We start from the raw sequence: 19,345 nt of genomic DNA, 5'->3' as shown, positions 1-19,345 counted from the left end.
TATTGCTTTTTCTTATTCCGCCATCAGTCTTGCTTCGGACATCCGCCCGGACAAGCATCGTTTACCCCGATTGCGACCCATCCCTCAGGATGCGCAGCCACGGCAGCGCGGCCGCCGGCAAATGCAAACGGGCGGTGAGACTTGCGTCCCACCGCCCGTTTCATTCAGGCATCCTTCCTGCCGGTTGTGCCGACCATCGGCCGGCGATCACCTCAGTTCCCGCTCATCGCCATCATCAGCTGGTTGATGCGCTTGACGAAGGTCGCCGGGTCGTCGAGCGTGCCGCCCTCGGCCAGCAGGGCCTGGTCGAACAGCACCGCCGCCCAGTCGTCGAAGTGCTTGTCCTCGTACTTCAGGCGCAGCACGGCCGGGTGGTTGGGGTTGATCTCGAGGATCGGCTTCGAGACTGGCGCGTTTTGGCCCGCCGCCTTGAGGATGCGTGCGAGATTCATGCCCAGATCATGCTCATCGGCCACCAGGCAGGCGGGCGAATCGGTCAGGCGCAGGGTCACCTTCACGTCCTTGACGCGCTCACCCAGGCTCGCCTTCATCTTGTCGAGCAGTTCCTTGTACTCGTCGGCAGCCTTCTCGGCCTCCTTCTTCTCGGCCTCGTCCTCCAGCGCCCCAAGGTCCAGCCCCCCCTTGGCGACGGAAACCAGCGGCTTGCCGTCGAACTCGGTGAGGTTGCCGGTCACCCATTCATCGACGCGGTCGGACAGCAGCAGCACCTCGATGCCCTTCTTGCGGAAGACCTCGAGATGCGGGCTGTTCTTCGCGGCATTGAAGGTCTCGGCGGTGACGAAGTAGATCTTGTCCTGGCCTTCCTTCATGCGGCCGATGTAGTCGGCCAGCGAGACGACCTCGTCCGCCGTGTCGAGCTTGGTCGAGGCGAAGCGCAGCAGGCCAGCGATCTTCTCCTTGTTGGCGAAGTCCTCGCCCACGCCTTCCTTCAGCACCTTGCCGAAGGCCTTCCAGAAGTCGGCGTACTTCTCCTTGTCCGCGGCCTCGTCGCTGTTGGCCAGGCCTTCCAGCATCGACAGCACCTTCTTCGTGCAGCCGGAGCGGATGGTGTCGATGTCCTTCGATTCCTGCAGGATCTCGCGCGACACGTTGAGCGGCAGGTCAGCCGAATCGACCACGCCGCGCACGAAGCGCAGGTAGGTCGGCATCAGCTTCTCGGCGTCGTCCATGATGAAGACGCGCTTCACATACAGCTTGATGCCGTGCTTGGCATTGCGGTCCCACAGGTCGAAGGGCGCGTTCTTGGGGATGTAGAGCAGGTTGGTGTACTCGTGGCGGCCCTCGACGCGCGAGTGGGTCCACGCCAGCGGGTCTTCGAAGTCGTGGGCGACGTGCTTGTAGAAGGCCTTGTACTCGTCCTCGGTGATGTCGTTCTTCGAGCGCGTCCACAGCGCATTGGCCTGGTTGACCGTCTCGTCCTCCTCGGTCAGCACCTGCTTCTTCTGCTCCTCGTTCCACTCCTCCTTCTTCATCACGATCGGCTGCACGATGTGATCGGAGTACTTGCGGATCAGGCTCTTCAGCTTCCACGACGACAGCAGGTCTTCCTGGCCTTCGCGCAGGTGCAGGACGATCTCGGTGCCGCGGCCCGCCTTCTCGATCGCCTCGACCGTGTAGGCGCCGGCTTCATCGCCGGCCATCGAGCATTCCCACTTCACACCCTCACCCGTGGGCAGACCGGCGCGGCGGGTGAGCACGGTGACGCGGTCGGCGACGAGAAAGGCGGAGTAGAAGCCCACGCCGAACTGGCCGATGAGGTTGGCGTCCTTCTTCTGGTCGCCGGTGAGCTTGCCGAAGAATTCGCGCGTGCCCGATTTGGCGATGGTGCCCAGGTGGGCGATGGCCTCGTCGCGGCTCATGCCGATGCCGTTGTCGGCGATGGTGATGGTCTTGGCTTCCGCATCGAAGCCGATGCGGATCTTCAGTTCGGCGTCGTTCTCGTACAGGCTGCCGTTGTCGAGTGCTTCGAAACGCAGCTTGTCGCAGGCGTCGGAGGCGTTCGAGACCAGTTCGCGCAGGAAGATCTCGCGGTTGGAGTACAGCGAGTGGATCATCAGGTGAAGCAATTGCTTCACCTCGGCCTGGAAATTCAGCGTCTGGGAGGATGCGGTTTGCGCTTCGGACATGTCGCTAAGGCTCCGTCGGGGTTATTCGAACGGAGCCTTAGCTGGGGGCGGCGAGGCGGATTTCAAGCCCGACCGCCTCACATGCGATCGATCAGACCCGGAAGCGCCCGACCATGCCGCTGAGGTCGACCGACAGTTTCTCGAGCTGCTCGACCGCCGACACCGCCGAACGCATCGACGCGCTGGTGCCTTCGACCATCTGCGCGATCTGCTCGACCTCCTGCGCGATCGCGGTCGACGCCGCGCTCTGCTCGGTCGTCGCTTCGGCCACGCTGCGGATCTGGCCCAGCGCCTCCTGCGCGCCGCCGGCAATCTCGCGCAGCGAGACCGTGGCGTCGAGCACCAGCGTCACGCCGCTGCCCACCTGGGTCGACACGCGCGACATGGCATCCACCGTGCCCTGGGTCTCGCTCTGGATGCCGGCAATGACCTCCTCGATCTGCACCGTCGCGGTGCTCGTGCGCTCGGCCAGCTTGCGCACCTCGTCGGCCACCACCGCGAAACCGCGGCCCTGCTCGCCCGCACGCGCCGCCTCGATCGCCGCGTTGAGCGCCAGCAGGTTGGTCTGCGCCGCGATCTCCTTGATCACGCTGGCGATCGTGCCGACCTCGTCAGCACGCTTCACCAGATGCTGGATCTTTCCTGCGGCCTCGTCGACCGTGCCGGCGATGGCCTGCATTTCGCCCGCTGCACGCTCGGCCTTGCTTGCGCCCTGGCTTGCGAGCTCGGCAGAGCGGGCCGAATTGCGATCGGCGCCCATCGCACTCTCGGTGATCTGGCCGATGCTGACCGTCATCTCCTCGATGGCAGCCGCAATCGCCGACGTCGCGTCGGTCTGGCTTTCGGCGGCCCTCGACACCGAGCGCGACACCTCGGAGATCTCGCGCGAATTGCCCGCGACCTGCTGCGAGCAATGCGAGATCTCGCCCATCATGTGACGCAGCTTGCCCAGCATCGACGACAAGGTGCCCAGCAGGCTGTCCGCGCCGCCATCCACCTTCACGTCGACGCGCAGGTCGCCGTCTGCCACACGATGCATGACCTCGGCCGCATAGGCAGGCTCGCCGCCCAGCTGGCGCGTCACGCTGCGCACGACACGCCACGCGAAGATGACCAGCAGAACCAGCAAGACAGCGACGATGCCGCCAAAGCGCAGTGCCGATGCGTTGAAGGTGCGATCGATGTCGTCGACATAGACGCCGGTACCCACGATCCAGTCCCAGGGCTTGAACATCTTCACGTAGGACATCTTGGGCTGCGGGGCCTCCGAACCCGGACGCGGCCACATGTAATCGACGACGCCCTGCCCGGACTCGTTCGCCACGCGGGCAAACTCGCGGAACAGGAACTTGCCGTTGGGGTCCCTGTTTTCGCCCAGGTTCTGCCCTTCGAGTTCGGGACGGATCGGGTGCATGAGCATGCGGGGGCCGCTGTCATTGACCCAGAAGTACTCATTGCCCTCGTAGCGCAGCCCTCTGAGCGCGGCCTTGGCCGCAGCCTGGGCCTGATCGCGCGTCATCGCGCCGGACTGCTCGAGGCCGTGGTAGTGAGTCACGATGCCGTGCGCCACCTCGACATGTCCCCTGATCGAGCGCTCGTAGCCCGCCTCCATGTCGGCCCGTTGTTCATAAAGCGAGCCTGCCGCCAGCGCGATCAGACCCAACAGCGCAATCACCAGGATCAGCATCAGCCGGCGTGCAACCGGCATGGATTGAAATGACATTTTCCCTCCCTCGAAAAACCGCATATCTGAAGCAAGATGGACGCATATGGCCGCGCTTCTGGACGCGTCAGCGGCTCATGCCCCTCTTGGATGAATCAGCAACCGCTACCCATTTTACATAGCAATCTGCCCGCTTCACGGGCCGGACATCGGCCCGGGTCAAGATAACTTGAGTGACAGCAAGCATGACCGATGGCGTATCGCCGACACCTTGACGCAAGCAAAAAAACGCCCGCGAGGACCAGCGGTCCCGCGGGCGTTGCATCTCGACGTTGCGAGGGATCAGACGCGGAAGCGCGCCACCATGTCGTGCAGGTCGCGCGATAGCTGCTCGAGCTGCTCGACCGCCGACACCGCCGAACGCATCGAGTCGCTGGTGCCCTCGACCATCTGCGCGATCTGCTCGACTTCCTGTGCGATCGCGGTCGAGGCCGCGCTCTGCTCGGTCGTCGCTTCGGCCACGCTGCGGATCTGACCCAGGGTTTCGGCCGTACCCTCGTTGATGGTGCGCAGCGACTCGCTCGCATCCATCACCAGGCTCACGCCGCTGTCCACCTGCGTCGACACGCGCGACATGGCGTCCATCGTGCTCTGGGTCTCGGTCTGGATACCCGCGATCACTTCCTCGATCTGAACCGTCGCGGTGCTCGTGCGCTCGGCCAGCTTGCGCACCTCGTCGGCCACCACCGCAAAGCCGCGGCCCTGCTCCCCGGCGCGCGCCGCCTCGATCGCGGCGTTGAGCGCCAGCAGGTTGGTCTGCGCCGCGATCTCCTTGATCACGCTCGCAATCGTGCCGACCTCGTTTGCCTTGCTCACCAGCGACTGGATCTTGCCCGCCGCCTCGCCGACGGTACCGGCGATCGCCTGCATCTCGCTGGCCGCGCGCTCCGCACGGGTCGCGCCCTGGCCCGCCAGTTCGCTCGCCCGCGCCGAGTTGCGCTCGGCACCGACCGCGTTCTCGGTGATCTGGCCGATGCTGACCGTCATTTCCTCGATGGCGGCCGCAATCGCCGCCGTCGCACCGGTCTGGTTCTCGGTCGCCTGCGACACCGAACGCGACACCCCCGAGATCTCGCGCGAGTTGTCCGCCACCTGTTCGGCATTACGGCCAATGTCGCGCATCATGCCGCGCAGCTGGTTGACCATGCCGGCCAAGGTCCCGAGCAGACTGTCGGCCCCACCCTTGACCTCCACATCGACACGCAGGTCGCCGTCCGCCACGCGGTGCATGATCTCGTTTGCGTACGCTGGCTCACCACCGAGCTGCGTCGTCACGCTGCGCGCGACGCGCCAGGCGATCAGGACCAGCGCGATGAGCAGCACGGCGACCATGCCGCCGAACTGCAGGGCACCGGACATGAAGCGGGCATCGACGTCATCCACGTAGATTCCCGACCCCACGATCCAGCCCCAGCCATCGACCTTCTTGACGAACTGCAGCTTCGGCACCGCCGTGGTCGAGCCCGGGCGCGGAAACTCGGTCATCAGGAAGCCTTCCGGCGCAGTGCGGACCACGCTGACGAGGTCGCCGATCAGGTCACGACCATCGCCATACCTGATCTTGCCGATCATGTTCTGGCCCTCCATTTCGGGACGGGCGGGATGCATCACCGAGACGCCGTCGAGCGTCCAGATGTAGTAGTACTCGGTCGTGTCGTAGCGCACCGGGCGCAGGGCCTCCATCGCGGCCGACTGCGCTTCGGCGCGGCTCATCTTGCCCGCACGCTCCAGCGCCTCGTAGTGCGCGACGACGCCATGAGCGCTTTCAACCAGATTACGGACGGACTTGTTGTTGCCGTCCTCCATGGCACTGCGCGTGCCAGTCAGGCCCAGCACGGCGAGCAGCAACATGCCGAGCAGCGCGGCGAGAACGAGGAGGACGAACCGTTGCGATACGGTAAGGTTCTTGAGCGACATAGGTTTCTTCCTGAAAGACGTGGACCCCGCGCACGCGCGGCGGCGCAACAGCGCCGGGTCGGCAGAGGCAATCTTCGGCGCGACCGGCCGGACCTTTAGCAGGCTTACAAAAAATAGTTCGTCTCGCGCCCGCCGCCCTGTCCGCTCAAACGTACCGGATCTCCACCACCTCGATCTCCCGCATGCCCGCCGGGCTCTGGAAGCGCACCACGTCGCCCACCCTCGCCTTCAGCACCGCGCGCGCCAGGGGCGAGATCCAGCTGATCCGCCCCTGCGAGGCATCGGCCTCGTCCACGCCGACGATCTGCCAGGTCTGCTCCTCCTCGGTATCGAGGTCGCAGAAACTCACGGTCGCGCCAAAGAACACCTGCTCCAGTTCCTGCTGCCGCTCCGGGTCGACGACCTCGGCGCTCTCGATGCGCTTGATCAGGAAGCGGATGCGACGGTCGATCTCGCGCAGGCGCTTCTTGCCATAGATGTAGTCGCCGTTCTCCGAGCGGTCGCCGTTCCCGGCCGCCCAGGCCACGGTCTCGACCAGCTTCGGTCGCTCGATGCGAACCAGCTGGTCCAGTTCCGCGCGCAGCGCATCGTAGCCGCGCCGGGTCATGTAGTTCTTGCTGCCCGCCGGCAGGCGTAGCGCGGGCGAGAGTTCCTCATCATCGTCCCCGCCGTCGTTTTCCTTCACGAACGCCTTATTCACTGCGCGCTGCTCCAGTTCATGATCCAAGGCGCGCATGATAGGGAATCCGCGCGCTCCGCGGCAGCCATCCGGTTGCGAGGGCACCTGTCCGGCGGCCGCTGCAAGGCGGCTCCGGTTGTCAGCATGCGGGGTGGCGAATACCATCGGCCCAAGCCTTTCATTCCCCAGACGCCGAGCGCACAGGTCAATCATGAGCGACGAACCCTTCGACGATGCCACCAGCCTGCGCCGCCGGCTGGATGAACTGCGCACCGAGCACCACGACCTGGACGAGGCGATCAGCCGGCTAGCGCAGCTTCCGCTCGGCGACGAACTCATGCTGCGCCGGCTCAAGAAACGCAAGCTCGTCCTCAAGGACCGCATCGCCGCCATCGAGCACCTGCTGGAGCCGGACGAGCGCGCCTGACCCCGCATCGCCATCGCATTCCCTGCGTCCGGCCCGCGTCCCGCGCCGGCCGGACACCCGATTTTCACGCCTGACAGACCCCTCACGGACGCTGCCGATGAAACAACTCGACCTCCAGGGCCAACCGGTCGCCCTGTTCGAATTCGCCCCGCCACAGCCCGGCGACACCGCGCCCTGGCTGCTGATCCATGGCGCCGGACACGACCGCGCGGTGTGGGACGACATTGCCGCCGGGCTCGCCGCCGCCGGCGAACGGGTGCTCGTGCCCGACCTGCCCGGCCACGGCGGATCGGCCGGTGGGCCACTGGCCGACATCGATGCGATGGCCGCCTGGGTGCTGTCACTCGCCGACGCCCTGGACCTCGATCGCATCCGCCTGTGCGGCCACAGCATGGGCTCGCTGGTCGCACTTGCCGCGGCGGGCAAGGCGCCCGAACGCATCGAGCGCCTCGCGCTGGTCGGCAGCTGCGTGCCGATGCCGGTCTCGCCCTTCCTGCTCGACGCCGCGCAGAACGAGCCCGAGCGCGCCTTCGCGCTGATCAACAAGTTCTCCTTCGCGCCCGCGGACGTGCTCGGCGCCGAACGCCGCGCAGCGTTCGAGCTGGCCAACCTGCAGCGCATGCAGCAGCAAGGCGCGCGCGCCCTCGCCAGCGACCTCGCGGCCTGCAACGCGTGGCAGGACGGGCTGGCCGCCGCCGCACGCGTGCGCTGCCCCACGCTGCTGATCAGTGGCGAGCTCGACCGCATGACGCCCGCGGATGCGGTAAAACCCCTATCCGATTCGCTTGAAAAGGCGGGCTGCAGCGCGCGTATCATCGTGCTTGCCGGCGCCGGCCACGCGATGATGCAGGAAGCACCGCATGCCCTGGTCGACGCCTTGCGGGGGCCGAACTGACACCCTCCGGGTAGAAGACAACAGGCGCTGCCCCCGTTCCGCTGCCACGAACCAGGACCCGACAGGAGAGAGACATGGCGCAGCAGAACGAAAACCGTCCCGACTCACACAAACCGGCGGACGACGACCCGGGGCCGCCCTTCCCGCGCGTGCGCGAAGTCCCGGCGGGCGCGCCGCTGCGATGGATCGGGCGTGGCCTCGGCGACCTCCGCGCCTGCCCCATCCCCAGCCTGTTCTATGGCTTCTGCTTCACCGGCATGGGGCTGCTGCTCACCGTCATGTTCCGCCACGCCTACGAATACACCGCGGCGCTGACCTCCGGCTTTCTCATCCTCGGCCCCTTCCTCGCCATGGGCCTGTACGAACTCAGCCGCCGGCGCGAACGTGGCGAGTCCTGCACGCTGGCGCCGACGCTGACGGTGTGGCGGCGCAATGCGGGCAACATCGGCGTGTTCGCCGTCGTGCTGGGCGTGGTCTTCCTCGTCTGGGCGCGCGCCTCGCTGGTCGTGTTCGCCCTCTTCTACACCGAGGAGATGCCCAGCCTGTCCGGCTTCGTCGGCCAGATGCTGCGGCTCGAGAACCTGGAGTTCCTCGGCGTGTATTTCGGCGTGGGCCTGATCTTCGCCTTCGTCGCCTTCGCTGCCAGCGTGGTCTCCATCCCGTTGATGCTCGACCGCAACCAGGATGCCGTCAGCGCCATGCTGGCCAGCTTCGGCGCCCTGCTGCGCAACCCGGCACCGATGCTGCTGTGGGCCGTGCTGATCGTCTCGCTGACCCTGATCGGCTTCCTGACCTTTCACGTCGGCCTGGTCCTGACGATGCCCATCGTCGGCCACGGCACCTGGCACGCCTACCGCGACCTCGTCGAACCGGTAGCGGAAAGAACCTGAGGATCACACGAGGGCGGGCTCCGCCCACCCTCAGTCGCTCAGCGCCAGCACTACCGGCTGGTGGTCCGAGGCTGGCGTGTCGGCCAGCACCTGCACGCTCCGCAGGCGCGGCGCGAGATCCTCGGTAACGAAGAAGAAGTCGCAGCAGTAGGCGCGGTCGGGCCAGTCCGCGCCGTGCAGCCCGACGCTGGGCGGATGCGGCACGCCGGAATTCAGCAGTGACCAGGCATCGCGCCAGGCCGGCACATCGTCGCCCAGCGGCATCTGCATGCGCAGGTATTCGGCCGACCCCGGTTCGCAGTTGAAATCGCCACAGACGATGGCTGAGGCCGGACGCGGCCAGGCGGCAAAGGTCGGGTTGGAGTCCTTGCCTGCCGCCGGCAGCCTCGCCTGCCCCGCGGCTTCGACCTGCAGGGCGCGCAGCGCGTCCACCTGCGCGCCGCGCTGGCGGGCGGAGTAGTACTCCAGGTGCGTCGTCAGGATGCGCAACGGGCCACCGGGTGCGCCGACCACTGCCTCGACGCACACCCGCTGCATGGCCGGCAGCCCCGGATCAGCCGGCGCCGGCAGCATGTGACGGAACACCTGCCCCACCGGCAGGCGCGACAGCAACAGGTTGCCGAACAGCGCCCGCCCACCGCGTCCGTCCGGGACATCCATGCCGGCTCCGAATACCGGCGTGTAGCCGGGAAACGCCGCCGCGAACAGCGCCACCTCGTCGCCGCCCGATCCACCTGGCAAGCCCTCGAAGTTGCAGGCCACCTCCTGCAGGCAGATCAGGTCGAACTCGCCCGCGGCCCGGATCGCCGCCACGGTTCGCGCCGGCTCCACGCGGCCATCGGCCCCGCGGCCCCACTGGATGTTCCAGTTCAACAGTCTCATCGATGAAAACTCCTTCGCCCAGAGGCGGCAGCTTGGGCCCGAAACGTTACAGGGCGGGCGGTCGCGCCGTCCATGCAGCTTGACGACCGCCGTGCAAAAGGCGATTTTGCGCCCATGCCTTCCATCTGCAACCCGTTGCGCGCAATCGGCCTCGCGCTGGCCCTGCTGCTCCTCGCGGCCAGTCCGCCAGCGACCGCACGCGCGTCCGACGAGATCCGCATCGGCGTGCTCGACTTCCTCGGCTCGGAGGCCACGGTCGGCGAATGGTCGCCCTTGCTGCACCACCTCGAGGCTGCGCTGCCCGGCCGGACCGTGCGGCTCGAACAGCTCGACCACGCCGGCATGCGTGCCGCCGTTGCCGCGGGAAAGCTCGACTTCATCGTCACCAATCCCGGTCACTACGTCGAACTCGAGGCCGAACTCGGCGTAAGCCGCATCCTCACGCTGGACGCGGGCGGCGGACGCACGCCTGCGCGGGCGCTGGGTTCGGCGGTGATCGTACGCGCCGACCGCAGCGACCTGCAGTCGCTGATCGAATTGCGCGGCAAGCGCGTCGCCATCGTGGGTCGGGAGGGTTTCGGCGGGTTTCAGCTCGCGTGGGGCGTGCTCGCGGACATCGGCGTGTCCCCCGACGAGGATTTCGCCGAACTGCAGAGCGTGGGCTTTCCGATGAGCAAGGTGCTCGACGCGGTGGCCAGCGGCCGTGCCGACGCCGGCATCGTGCGCGCCTGCCTGCTCGAGGGGCTCGGCGAGGCAGGCCGCGCCTTCCGCGTGCTGGCGCCGCGCAACGAGCCGGGCTTTCCCTGCGCCACCAGCACGCCGCTCTACCCCGACTGGCCGCTCGCCAGCCTGCGCCACACACCACCCGAGCTTGCCCGGCAGGTCGCGATCGCGCTGCTGTCGATGGATGCGGACAGCGACCACCCGACCTGGGCGGTGCCGGCCGACTACCAGTCCGTGCATGACCTGTTCCGCAAGCTGGAGATCGGTCCCTACGCCTACCTGCGCGAACCCACGCTGATGGTGATGGCGCAGCGCTACTGGCCCTGGGTCGCAGGTTTCGCCCTCGTGCTGCTGGGCTGGATCCTGTACACCGTGCGCGTCGAGTACCTGGTGCAACTGCGCACCGCGGCCCTCAGCGCCGCACTGGCCGAGCGCGACCGTCTGGAGTCGGCCGCGCGCGCGACGCAGGAACAAGCCGACCACCTCGCCCGCCTGTCGGTGCTGGGCGAGCTGTCGGGCACGCTCGCCCACGAACTCAACCAGCCGCTGGCCACCATCGCCAACTACGCCAACAGCATCATCCGCCGCGCCGACAATGGCCGCCTGACCGACGCCGCGCTGCGCGAAGCGACCAGCGAGATCGCCGCCCAGGCCGAACGCGCGTCGGGCATCCTGTCGCGCATCCGCGCCTTCGCGCGCAAGCGCACCGCGGCCCGCGAGGCGGTCGCGCCGGTCGAACTCGCCACCGAGGCCATCGCCCTGTTCCGCGGCATGATGGCGCGCGCGCCGGCGATCACCTTCGCCGACACCCTGCCGCCGGACAGCCGCATCGAGGTCGACCGCCTGCAGATCCAGCAGGTCCTGCTGAACCTGCTCAAGAACGGCTACGACGCCAGCCGCGACCAGCCCCCCGAGCGACAGGCGCTCGAAATCCGGCTCGCCGCCACCGGCGACAGGCTCGAGATCATCGTCCGCGACCACGGCAGCGGCATCGACGAGGCCACGCGTGCCAGGCTGTTCGAGCCCTTCTTCACCACCAAGGACGACGGCCTCGGGCTCGGCCTGTCGATCTGCCGCAGCATCGCCGAAGCCCACGGCGGGCGCCTGTTCGCCGGCACGCCTGCAGACGGCATCGGCACCTGCTTCACCCTGTCCCTGCCCGGACTGAAACACGATCCCGCTCATGACCGAACCTGAAGATCTCGCCATCCACGTCGTCGATGACGACGACGCCTTCCGCCGCTCGCTGGTGTTCCTGTTCGAATCGGTGGGCTGGCGGGTCGCCACCCACGCCTCGGCCGAGGACTTCCTTGCGGCCCTGCCCGAGGCCAACGTCGTCGGCTGTCTGGTGCTCGACATCCGCATGCCGATGATGAGCGGCCTGGAACTGCAGCAGGTGCTGCGCAGCCGCGGCTGGACGGTGCCCATCGTGTTCATCACCGGCCACGGCGACGTCGATCTGGCGGTGCAGGCGATGAAGCACGGCGCCTGCGACTTCCTCGAGAAGCCCTTCAAGGATCAGGCCCTGCTCGACGCCGTGGGGCGGGCGCTCAAGCTCGGCTGCGAGGCGCGCGACAGGGCGGCACGCTGCGAAGAGGCCAGAAAACTGCTGGACCGCCTGTCGCCGCGCGAGCGCGAGGTCGCGCGTCTGGTGGCGCAGGGGCTGCCGAACAAGCTGGTCGGGCGCGAGCTCGACATCAGCGAGAAGACGGTGCATGTGCACCGTCATCACGTCATGGAGAAAACCGGCGTCGGCAGCGCCGCCGAGCTCGCGCGCCTGATGCTGCGCGCGGACCCGGCGGCGCTGGACTGATCTCAGACGCGCTCGAGGCGCGCGGGGATCCCCTGGCGCACGGCCGTGCCGGAGATCGCATCCACCCACACGCCCTCGTTGTTCCGCGTGGGGTCGCTGAGGCCCAGATCGTTAAGGTTGATGCCGGTGCGCAGGTCCGGACGGTCGGGCTGCGACTGATCGCCAATGCGATGGGCGCGCGCGCCCAGTTCGCGGTGGCCGTAGCCGTGCTCGATCGCCATCACGCCGCGCATCACGCCTTCATGCACGATCACGGTGCACTCGGCCGCCCCACCCGGGGTGCGGATGCGCGCGCTGTCGCCGGTCTGCAGGCCCAGCCGGGCCGCGTCGTCGGGATGCACGATGACCGGGTTGTCCGGGTGCAGGCCGGTGATGCGGGTAGCGATGCTGTAGGAGTTCTGCAGCGGCGACTTGTAGCTGACGATCTGCAGCGGCCAGTCCGCCTCGGTGTGCAGCGCACGCACCGGCGTACCGTCGAAGAAGGCCGGCGGCTGCCAGGTCGCGCAGCCGGTGAAGCGCTTGCCGGTGAGCGTGTTGCGGCTGCCACCGATGTTGTCGTTCCACAGCCACAGCGGCTTGGTGAAGCGGTGCACCTGCCAGTCCGGGCGTTCCGGGTCCTGCGCCTCGCCGGCGGGCTGGTAGCGTCCGCCGCGGGTGAACAGGAAGGCCACCTTGCGCCATTCCTCGGGCTTGAGCACCGACTCCAGCGCCGGGCGGATGCGCTCCACCCCCGACAGCGCCAGGTCCTCGTCGCTCGCATCGCCCACCGGCGCCTTACCGGCGAAGGCGACGTTGGCACCGCCGCGCAGGTACCAGTCTTCCGGGCATTCCAGCGGCAGGCGATTGCCGTCCATGTCGGCCAGCCCTTCCGGACCGAAACCCGGCAGGCCCATGGCCTTGGCGAGCGCGATGTAGAAGGTCTCCATGCCCACCGGCTGGCCGTCGGCCGCCTTCGCCGCCTTGGGCTCCACCACCGGCCAGCGCGCGGTGCTGGCCTTGGTCGGGACACCGTTCCACGGCGCCGCCCAGCCCCAGCTCTCGTACATGATCGAATCCGGCACGATGTAGTCGGCAAAGGCGTTGCTCTCGTTGATCAACGGATCGACCGAGATGATCAGCGGCAGCTGCTTCGGATCGGCCAGTCCCGCTTCGATCAGCGGCCGGATGCCGGTGATGCCGTACATCGGGTTGCAGCTCCACAGGATCAGCGCCTTCAGGTTGTAGGGGTAGCCGCGCAGCGCACCGGTGAACCATTCGGTGCCCAGGCCCGGGGCGTTGGGGAACCAGGCGTCGCGCGCCGGGTAGGCCTTGCCCTCGGCCTTGCGGCGGGCAAATTCGGCCGAGCGCTCGTAAGCCACGTTGCGCCCCAGCGGCGTGCCCGAAGGCTTGATCTGGCCGGGGAAACCGTCGAGGTCGTAGCGCGGACCGGCACCGGCATCCTTGAAGCCGCCGCCGTTGATGACGAAGCCGCCCTTGTAGTTCAGGTTGCCGATCAGGGCATTGAGCGTCACCACCGCGTAGGCGTTGTAGAAGCCGTTGCCTGCCATCATGCCACCATGCGCCACCGCGCTCGCCTTGCGGCCGTGGCGGGTGAATTCGTCCGCAAGGCCGACGATGATCTCCTCCGGAATGCCGCAGATCGCCGCGTATTCGGCAATCGTTTGCGTGCGTGCCGATTCGCGCAGCAGGTCGAACGCGGTCTTCAGCAGCACCGGCTTGTCGCCCAGCATCACGGTCGCGCCGTTCGCTTCCAGCGGCGCCGGGCCGGTCGCCGTGCCGGCCGGGACCGGCTGGCCGTCGGCACCCAGCACCAGGTAGGGATCGGCGTCCTTGTAGCGCTCGGCCTCGGCCACCGTCATGCCGATATCCGAGCCGCGCAGGAAACGGCCCTGGCGCGGATGCCCGTCCTGCACGATCACCAGCCAGCTCGCGTTGGTGAAGGACGGTTCGCCGCCGGCTTCGGCCGCCTTCTGGTTCGGATGGGCGAGATAGGCGGTATTGACCCGGTCGTTGTCGAACATCCAGCGCATCATGCCCATCACCAGTGCACCGTCGGTGCCCGGGCGGATCGGCACCCAGCGCCCGCGGTCGCCGGCCGCCAGGTTATTGGAGTTGTTCAGGACCGGATCGATCACCACGTAGTCCAGCGTGCCTTCGCTGCGCCCCTTGGCAAGCTTGGCGCCGGTGATCTTGAACGGGTTGCCGGCGTTACCCGGCGCCGTGCCGATGAAGAGCACGAACTCGGCATTCGACAGATCGGGCTTGGCATGCGGCATGGCCTTGAGGTCGCCGAACAGGGCGCCCGAGCCGGAACGGTAGGCGCCGCCGCAGTACGAGCCGTGACCGACATGGTTGAGCGTGCCGTAGGCCTTGTTCCAGAAGCGCCGGCTGAAGGCCTCGCGGCCGTCGTTGACGCTGGTCAGCACGCCGACCTGATTCACCCGCGGCCCCAGTTCGGGCGCGTCGGCGTCGATCGGCGTCTTCAGGTCGCGCAACGCGGCCAGCCCCTCGACATGGCCTTCGCCGAACAGGTCGCCGCCCTCGACGACCTCCTTCACCAGCTGCTCGAAGGAAATCGGCTGCCACTGGCCGGAATTGCGCGGGCCGACGCGTTTGAGCGGCGTCAGCACGCGGAAGGGCGAATTCATCTGGTCCATCGCCGCATTGCCGCGACCGCAGGCGGTCGAGCGCCCCGCCAGGCCCTTGTCCTGGAAGCGCGACAGGGCGATCAGGCTTTCCTTGACCGAGGCCTTCATCGGCAGATGCGGATCGGTCGATAGCGGGCTGTAGGGGTTGCCGCTGACACGGATGATGTTGCCGGTGGGCTTGTCGACGCGCACCCGAACGCCGCACAACGTGGTGCAGCCCAGACAGGCGGTGTAGCTGACCTGCTGATCGGGGTTGGGTGTGAGCTCGCCGGTGACCGGATCAACGGTGTATTCCGGCGCGGCCGAGCGGCCGTGGATGTGGCGGCCCTCGGCGATCTTCTCTTCTTCGGGACCGGTGAAGTTGGCCACCATGCGGCCGAGGGTCTGCGAGAAGCCGGCGGCGAAGGCAGCCAGGCCGCCGGCGGCGATGATTTCACGACGTTCGATTTTCATGATGCTTCTCCTTGGTCGCGCACGCTCAGGCGCCGGCCTTGTCGGTGGAACCGGCTGCGAGGCGGTCGAGCGGCAGCAAGGTGGTGATGAGGACGAAGAGGAAGACGCACAACCCGGCGGTACCGACGATGCCCATCAGGCCTTCGGGGCCGAGCGGCAGCGAGTAGCTGTAGTAGCCGGCGCCGGTCTTGGGCACTTCCTGGCCGCCGATGAAGATGGACCAGCGCATCATCCAGGCCGAATGCAGTGCCAGCAGGCCGATCAGCAGGCCGGAGCCGGGGCGCTTCCACGCCAGCAGCAGGGTCAGCACGGTCGCAGCGACCGCCCATGCGGCGGACAGCTGCCAGTTGGCCGAGGGGCCGACTTCAGCCAGCGCCCGGGCATGGACCGGCGAGACGCCGGACAGTCCCAGCGCCAGCCACAGCGCACCGATGGCCAGCGCAACGAGCTGGGTCGCTGCCAGCACATGCGCCAGGCTGCGGGTGCTCGCCGGGTTGCGGGCGCTGTAGCGGTTGAACAGCAGCGCCAGACCGGCGGCACCGGCCAGCGCGGTCACGACGAACTGGACCGGCAGCAGCGGCGTGTTCCACAGCGGACGCGCCTGCACCACGGCCACTTCGGCCCCCGTGTACAACGCCACCAGCGTGGCACCGACCAGGGCCAGCAGGGCCGCGGCCTTCAGCGCACCGCGGCTTTCATGCCCGCCATAGGCGAGCAGGCCGGCCACAGCTGCCAGCTTGCCGCTGGCGGCGGCATGGCGCGCCAGGTCAGGACGCAAGGCCAGCCAGGCGTAGGTCAGCAAGCCGACCAGATACACCGGGATGAAGAACGCCCCCCACGACATCCAAGAGGTCGGCGTGAAGTAGGCATAGAAATGCCAGAAGCGGCCCGGCTGGTGGAGGTCGGCCAGCAATGCCACCGGCGCGGCCAGGCCGCACACCAGCGCACCGAGCAGCGCCAGGCGCGAGATGCCCGCCCAGCCCGGACGGCGGAAGACGACGCCCGGCAGCGACAGCAGGAAGGCGCCGTAGGACAGGCCGATGAGGAAGAAGTACTGCACCGCCCACGGCAGCCACGCGACTTCACGCGCGACGTTGATGGTTTCGACGATGTTCGGGTTCATGATGGATCTCCTCGCGTGCGGTTCAGGCGTGCGGCAGGTTGCGGGGCTTCCACAGCGTGCCCTCGCCTTCGACCTTGCCGGTGAAGCGTTCGTCGAGGCCGATGTAGAACACCCGCGGCGCGGTCTCGAGCTCGGGCTTGAGCACCTTCAACTGCGGCTGCGCGTCCTTCAGGCGGCGGGCAAGCTCGCCGTCGGGGTCGTTGATGTCGCCGAAGATGCGCGCGCCGCCGACACAGGTCTCGACGCAGGCGGGCAACAGGCCGGCATCCACGCGGTGCGCGCAGAAGGTGCATTTGTCGGCCTTGTTGGTCTCGTGGTTGATGAAGCGCGCGTCGTAGGGACAGGCCTGCACGCAGTAGGCGCAGCCCACGCAGCGGTCGCCATCGACGGCGACGATGCCGTCCTCGCGCTTGTAGGTGGCGCTCACCGGGCACACCGGGATGCACGGCGGGTTGTCGCAATGGTTGCACAGGCGCGGCAGCACGTAGGTGCCGGCGGGCTGGGCGCTGTCGGTGAGCTTGACGCTGTAGGTCGACACGACGGTGCGGAAGCTGCCCTCGGGCACCGCGTTCTCCTGGATGCAGGACACGGTGCAGGCCTGGCAGCCGATGCACTTGCGCACGTCGATCAGCATCGCCCACTGGTGCTTGCCGGTGCTGGCGATCGCCGGCGTGGGCGCGATCGCCGCAGCAGCGGTGACCACCGGCACGCCGCGCAGGAAGGCACGGCGCGAGGGCGAGGCCGGGATTGCAGGGGATTCGGAACGGGACTTCATGACGGGACTCCAGGTGCCATTGGCGTGGTTGCCACTCTAGGCCTCCGATGTCCCTACAGAAATTGGGGAAATGAGGCAGCGCGCTAGATGGTTTTACCTATTGCGCCTCCCCTTGCCCGATGCCCTCCTGCCCGCCGCCGCGCCCGCCGCGTGTCACGACCGGCCACGCGCCGCATAATCGCGTCATCCGCAAGAGGAACCGCAACGCATGGCAGCGACGCACGAACCGCGACACCATCACGATCACGACCATTCCCACGCGCACGACCATGCGCACGACCACGAACACGGGCATGGCGGACATGGGCACGGCCATCACCATCACGACCACGCCGCCAGCCGCTACCTGCCGCTGGCGCTCGCGCTGACGCTCGGCTTCGCCGCAGTCGAGGCGCTGGCGGGCTGGTGGTCGGGTTCGCTGGCGCTGCTGGGCGACGCCGGACACATGGTCACCGACGCGCTGTCGCTCGGGCTGGCCGCGATTGCGGCGCGCATTGCGCTGCGCCCGACGGGTCCGCGCCACTCCTATGGCCTGCGTCGGGTCGAGGCGCTCGCAGCGCTGGCCAACAGCCTGTTCATGCTCGCCGTGGTGGCCCTGCTGCTGTGGCAGGCGGTGCTTCGGCTGCTCGAGCCACGCGAGATCGCCGGCGAGATGGTGACGCTGGTGGCGCTGGGCGGCCTCGTGCTCAACCTCGCCGTCGCCTGGCTGCTGACCCGCGGCGAAGGCGACCTCAACACCCGCGGCGCGCTGCTGCATGTGATGGGTGACCTGCTCGGCTCGGTGGCGGCGCTCGGCTCCGGCCTCGTCATCCAGTTCACCGGCTGGACGCCGATCGATCCGCTGCTGACCATGCTGATCTGCGGCCTGATCCTGTTCTCCACGCTGTCGCTGCTGCGCAACGTGCTGCATACCCTGCTCGAAGGCGTGCCCGACGGCCTGTCGCTGCCCGAAGTGGGCCGCAGCATGGCGGCCGTGCCCGGCGTGCGCTCGGTCCATGACCTCCACATCTGGAGCCTGGATTCGCGCCGCACTGCGCTGTCGGCCCACATCCTGCTCAGTGGCGAACAGCCATGGCAGGCCGTGCTGGATGCGGAACGGGCGCTGCTGCACGCGCGCTTCGCCATCGAGCACGTCACCCTGCAGCCCGAACTGCCCCCCGCCGTCCCGCTCGTGTTCACGCCCCGCAATTCCAGCGCCAGGGTCGATCACGGATAATCGGCGCTACGCAACAGGAGTCCTCCATGCATTCAGCCCAGGAACTGGTCAGCCAGATCGAAGCCCTGACCTCGCTGCCGACGGTATACGAACGCGTGCGCGAGCAACTGGAGTCGCCGGACGGATCGGTGTTCGAGGTCGCGCGCCTGGTCTCGGCCGACCCGGCCCTCACTGCCCGGCTGCTGCGCCTGGTCAACAGCGCGATGTACGGCTATCGGGGCGAGATCGACAACGTCGTGCGCGCGGTGCAGATCCTTGGCCTGCAGCAGGTTCACGACCTCGTGCTGGCGATGTCGCTGCATGCGGTGTTCGCAGGCATCCGCCCTGCGCAGCTGGACATGAACCGCTTCTGGCGCGAGAGCGTGCTGTGTGCGCTGGCGTCCCACGCCATCGCACAACGGACGGGCGCGGTCGCGGCGGAACGCAGTTTCGTGATGGGCCTGCTGGCCGACATCGGCCACCTCGTGCTGTTCCAGACCGCGCCGGAACTGGCCGCGGAGGCCCGCACGATTGCCGGGCAAGGCGGGGAGCCCCTGCACCACGTCGAAAGGCGGGTCGTCGGCTGCGACTTCGCCGAGGTCGGCGCGACGCTGATGGACCAGTGGCGGGTGCCCCGAGCCTTCGCCGAAGCCATCGGTGCGCAGACGCTGCCGCGGCTCGGCGGAGAACACGCCGCCGACGCCGCAGCACTCAACCTGGCCAGCCACATCGTCGCCGCGGATAGGCTCGGCGAGTCGAGCGAACAGGTCGGCGCCCGCATCGACCAGACCGTGTGGGACCTGCTCGGACTCGATGCGGAATGCATCGCCGCAGTGCGCGAGGAGGCCGAACTGAACCTCGCGGCCTACCTGTCCCTGTTCTTCCCGTCTGCCCCCCGCCAGGTCACCAGAGACCTCTAAACCCGCGAGAACACTGGGTTTTCGTACAAAAAACGGGCCGCCTGTTGCTACTACATCTAGTATTATTTTTTTAAATGCAACACAAAAGAAACAATTAAGCGACTGTTTTTAAAGCATTTTATTTTTTTGCGCTAA

The 19,345-nt window shown here is 67.7% G+C and carries 15 protein-coding genes; 7 read left to right on the top strand and 8 right to left on the bottom strand.

Annotation, left to right across the window (positions count from 1 at the left end):
• Positions 1-212: 212 nt before the first annotated feature.
• From htpG to greB, 4 genes are all read right to left on the bottom strand, one after another.
• A complete protein-coding gene (gene htpG / locus C664_RS10680) occupies positions 213-2,147 on the bottom strand; it encodes a molecular chaperone HtpG (protein WP_004259323.1) in 1,935 nt (644 codons plus the stop codon).
• A gap of 91 nt (positions 2,148-2,238) precedes the next feature.
• Positions 2,239-3,870 carry a methyl-accepting chemotaxis protein gene (locus C664_RS10675; RefSeq protein WP_038011537.1) on the bottom strand — a complete coding sequence of 544 codons (1,632 nt, stop codon included), beginning with the start codon at positions 3,868-3,870 and terminating at the stop codon, positions 2,239-2,241.
• Positions 3,871-4,152: 282 nt separating this feature from the next.
• Complete coding sequence (locus C664_RS10670) at positions 4,153-5,787, bottom strand: methyl-accepting chemotaxis protein (protein ID WP_004259321.1); 1,635 nt, start codon at positions 5,785-5,787, stop codon at positions 4,153-4,155.
• 145 nt (positions 5,788-5,932) lie between these two features.
• Positions 5,933-6,487: a transcription elongation factor GreB gene (greB, locus tag C664_RS10665; protein ID WP_004259320.1), complete on the bottom strand. Its 555-nt coding sequence runs from the start codon at positions 6,485-6,487 to the stop codon at positions 5,933-5,935.
• Positions 6,488-6,677: 190 nt separating this feature from the next.
• Here greB and C664_RS10660 point away from each other — a divergent pair, with 190 nt between their 5' ends.
• From C664_RS10660 to C664_RS10650, 3 genes are all read left to right on the top strand, one after another.
• Entirely contained in the window at positions 6,678-6,893 is a 216-nt protein-coding gene (locus tag C664_RS10660; protein WP_004259319.1) for a YdcH family protein, read from the top strand.
• A gap of 97 nt (positions 6,894-6,990) precedes the next feature.
• Positions 6,991-7,788, top strand: a complete 798-nt coding sequence (locus C664_RS10655; protein ID WP_004259315.1) for an alpha/beta fold hydrolase — start codon at positions 6,991-6,993, stop codon at positions 7,786-7,788.
• A gap of 74 nt (positions 7,789-7,862) precedes the next feature.
• On the top strand, positions 7,863-8,678 hold the full coding sequence (locus C664_RS10650) for a DUF2189 domain-containing protein (RefSeq protein ID WP_004259313.1): 816 nt from the start codon (positions 7,863-7,865) through the stop codon (positions 8,676-8,678).
• Between the two features lie 30 nt (positions 8,679-8,708).
• Here the strand turns inward: C664_RS10650 and C664_RS10645 are convergent, their stop codons facing one another.
• Positions 8,709-9,560 carry an endonuclease/exonuclease/phosphatase family protein gene (locus C664_RS10645; protein ID WP_004259312.1) on the bottom strand — a complete coding sequence of 284 codons (852 nt, stop codon included), beginning with the start codon at positions 9,558-9,560 and terminating at the stop codon, positions 8,709-8,711.
• 114 nt (positions 9,561-9,674) lie between these two features.
• On the opposite strand from C664_RS10645, the gene C664_RS10640 reads away from it, so the two are divergent.
• Positions 9,675-11,480 (top strand): sensor histidine kinase, encoded by a 1,806-nt coding sequence (locus C664_RS10640; protein WP_004259310.1) that lies wholly within the window; start codon positions 9,675-9,677, stop codon positions 11,478-11,480.
• Positions 11,467-12,096, top strand: a complete 630-nt coding sequence (locus C664_RS10635; RefSeq protein WP_004259308.1) for a response regulator transcription factor — start codon at positions 11,467-11,469, stop codon at positions 12,094-12,096. Before C664_RS10640 ends, C664_RS10635 begins: the two co-directional genes overlap by 14 nt.
• 2 nt (positions 12,097-12,098) lie before the next feature.
• On the opposite strand, the gene C664_RS10630 is transcribed toward C664_RS10635, so the two are convergent.
• From C664_RS10630 to dsrO, 3 genes are read right to left on the bottom strand one after another with little or no spacing between them, the layout of a single operon-like run.
• Entirely contained in the window at positions 12,099-15,197 is a 3,099-nt protein-coding gene (locus tag C664_RS10630; protein ID WP_004259306.1) for a molybdopterin dinucleotide binding domain-containing protein, read from the bottom strand.
• Positions 15,198-15,222: 25 nt separating this feature from the next.
• Complete coding sequence (nrfD, locus tag C664_RS10625) at positions 15,223-16,320, bottom strand: NrfD/PsrC family molybdoenzyme membrane anchor subunit (RefSeq protein ID WP_004259304.1); 1,098 nt, start codon at positions 16,318-16,320, stop codon at positions 15,223-15,225.
• Positions 16,321-16,342: 22 nt separating this feature from the next.
• Entirely contained in the window at positions 16,343-17,095 is a 753-nt protein-coding gene (gene dsrO / locus C664_RS10620) for a sulfate reduction electron transfer complex DsrMKJOP subunit DsrO (protein ID WP_004259302.1), read from the bottom strand.
• Positions 17,096-17,303: 208 nt separating this feature from the next.
• Between dsrO and C664_RS10615 the strand changes: the two genes are divergently transcribed.
• The gene (locus tag C664_RS10615; protein ID WP_004259300.1) at positions 17,304-18,311 is read left to right on the top strand and encodes a cation diffusion facilitator family transporter; all 1,008 of its coding nucleotides are present in this window, start codon (positions 17,304-17,306) and stop codon (positions 18,309-18,311) included.
• Between the two features lie 26 nt (positions 18,312-18,337).
• A complete protein-coding gene (locus tag C664_RS10610) occupies positions 18,338-19,210 on the top strand; it encodes an HDOD domain-containing protein (RefSeq protein WP_004259297.1) in 873 nt (290 codons plus the stop codon).
• The last annotated feature ends 135 nt before the right edge of the window (positions 19,211-19,345 follow it).

It is taken from the genome of Thauera sp. 63, assembly GCF_000310165.2.
GTDB classification, from domain to species: domain Bacteria; phylum Pseudomonadota; class Gammaproteobacteria; order Burkholderiales; family Rhodocyclaceae; genus Thauera; species Thauera humireducens.
Note: the sequence above shows the minus strand (reverse complement) of the source record. Positions and strands in the feature narration are given on the sequence as shown.

Coding starts and splice junctions, on each gene's coding strand:
- htpG (WP_004259323.1), bottom strand. CDS start 2,147: ATGTCCGAAGCGCAAACCGCATCCTCCCAGACGCTGAATTTCCAGGCC.
- C664_RS10675 (WP_038011537.1), bottom strand. CDS start 3,870: ATGTCATTTCAATCCATGCCGGTTGCACGCCGGCTGATGCTGATCCTG.
- C664_RS10670 (WP_004259321.1), bottom strand. CDS start 5,787: ATGTCGCTCAAGAACCTTACCGTATCGCAACGGTTCGTCCTCCTCGTT.
- C664_RS10660 (WP_004259319.1), top strand. CDS start 6,678: ATGAGCGACGAACCCTTCGACGATGCCACCAGCCTGCGCCGCCGGCTG.
- C664_RS10655 (WP_004259315.1), top strand. CDS start 6,991: ATGAAACAACTCGACCTCCAGGGCCAACCGGTCGCCCTGTTCGAATTC.
- C664_RS10650 (WP_004259313.1), top strand. CDS start 7,863: ATGGCGCAGCAGAACGAAAACCGTCCCGACTCACACAAACCGGCGGAC.
- C664_RS10645 (WP_004259312.1), bottom strand. CDS start 9,560: ATGAGACTGTTGAACTGGAACATCCAGTGGGGCCGCGGGGCCGATGGC.
- C664_RS10640 (WP_004259310.1), top strand. CDS start 9,675: ATGCCTTCCATCTGCAACCCGTTGCGCGCAATCGGCCTCGCGCTGGCC.
- C664_RS10635 (WP_004259308.1), top strand. CDS start 11,467: ATGACCGAACCTGAAGATCTCGCCATCCACGTCGTCGATGACGACGAC.
- C664_RS10630 (WP_004259306.1), bottom strand. CDS start 15,197: ATGAAAATCGAACGTCGTGAAATCATCGCCGCCGGCGGCCTGGCTGCC.
- nrfD (WP_004259304.1), bottom strand. CDS start 16,320: ATGAACCCGAACATCGTCGAAACCATCAACGTCGCGCGTGAAGTCGCG.
- dsrO (WP_004259302.1), bottom strand. CDS start 17,095: ATGAAGTCCCGTTCCGAATCCCCTGCAATCCCGGCCTCGCCCTCGCGC.
- C664_RS10615 (WP_004259300.1), top strand. CDS start 17,304: ATGGCAGCGACGCACGAACCGCGACACCATCACGATCACGACCATTCC.
- C664_RS10610 (WP_004259297.1), top strand. CDS start 18,338: ATGCATTCAGCCCAGGAACTGGTCAGCCAGATCGAAGCCCTGACCTCG.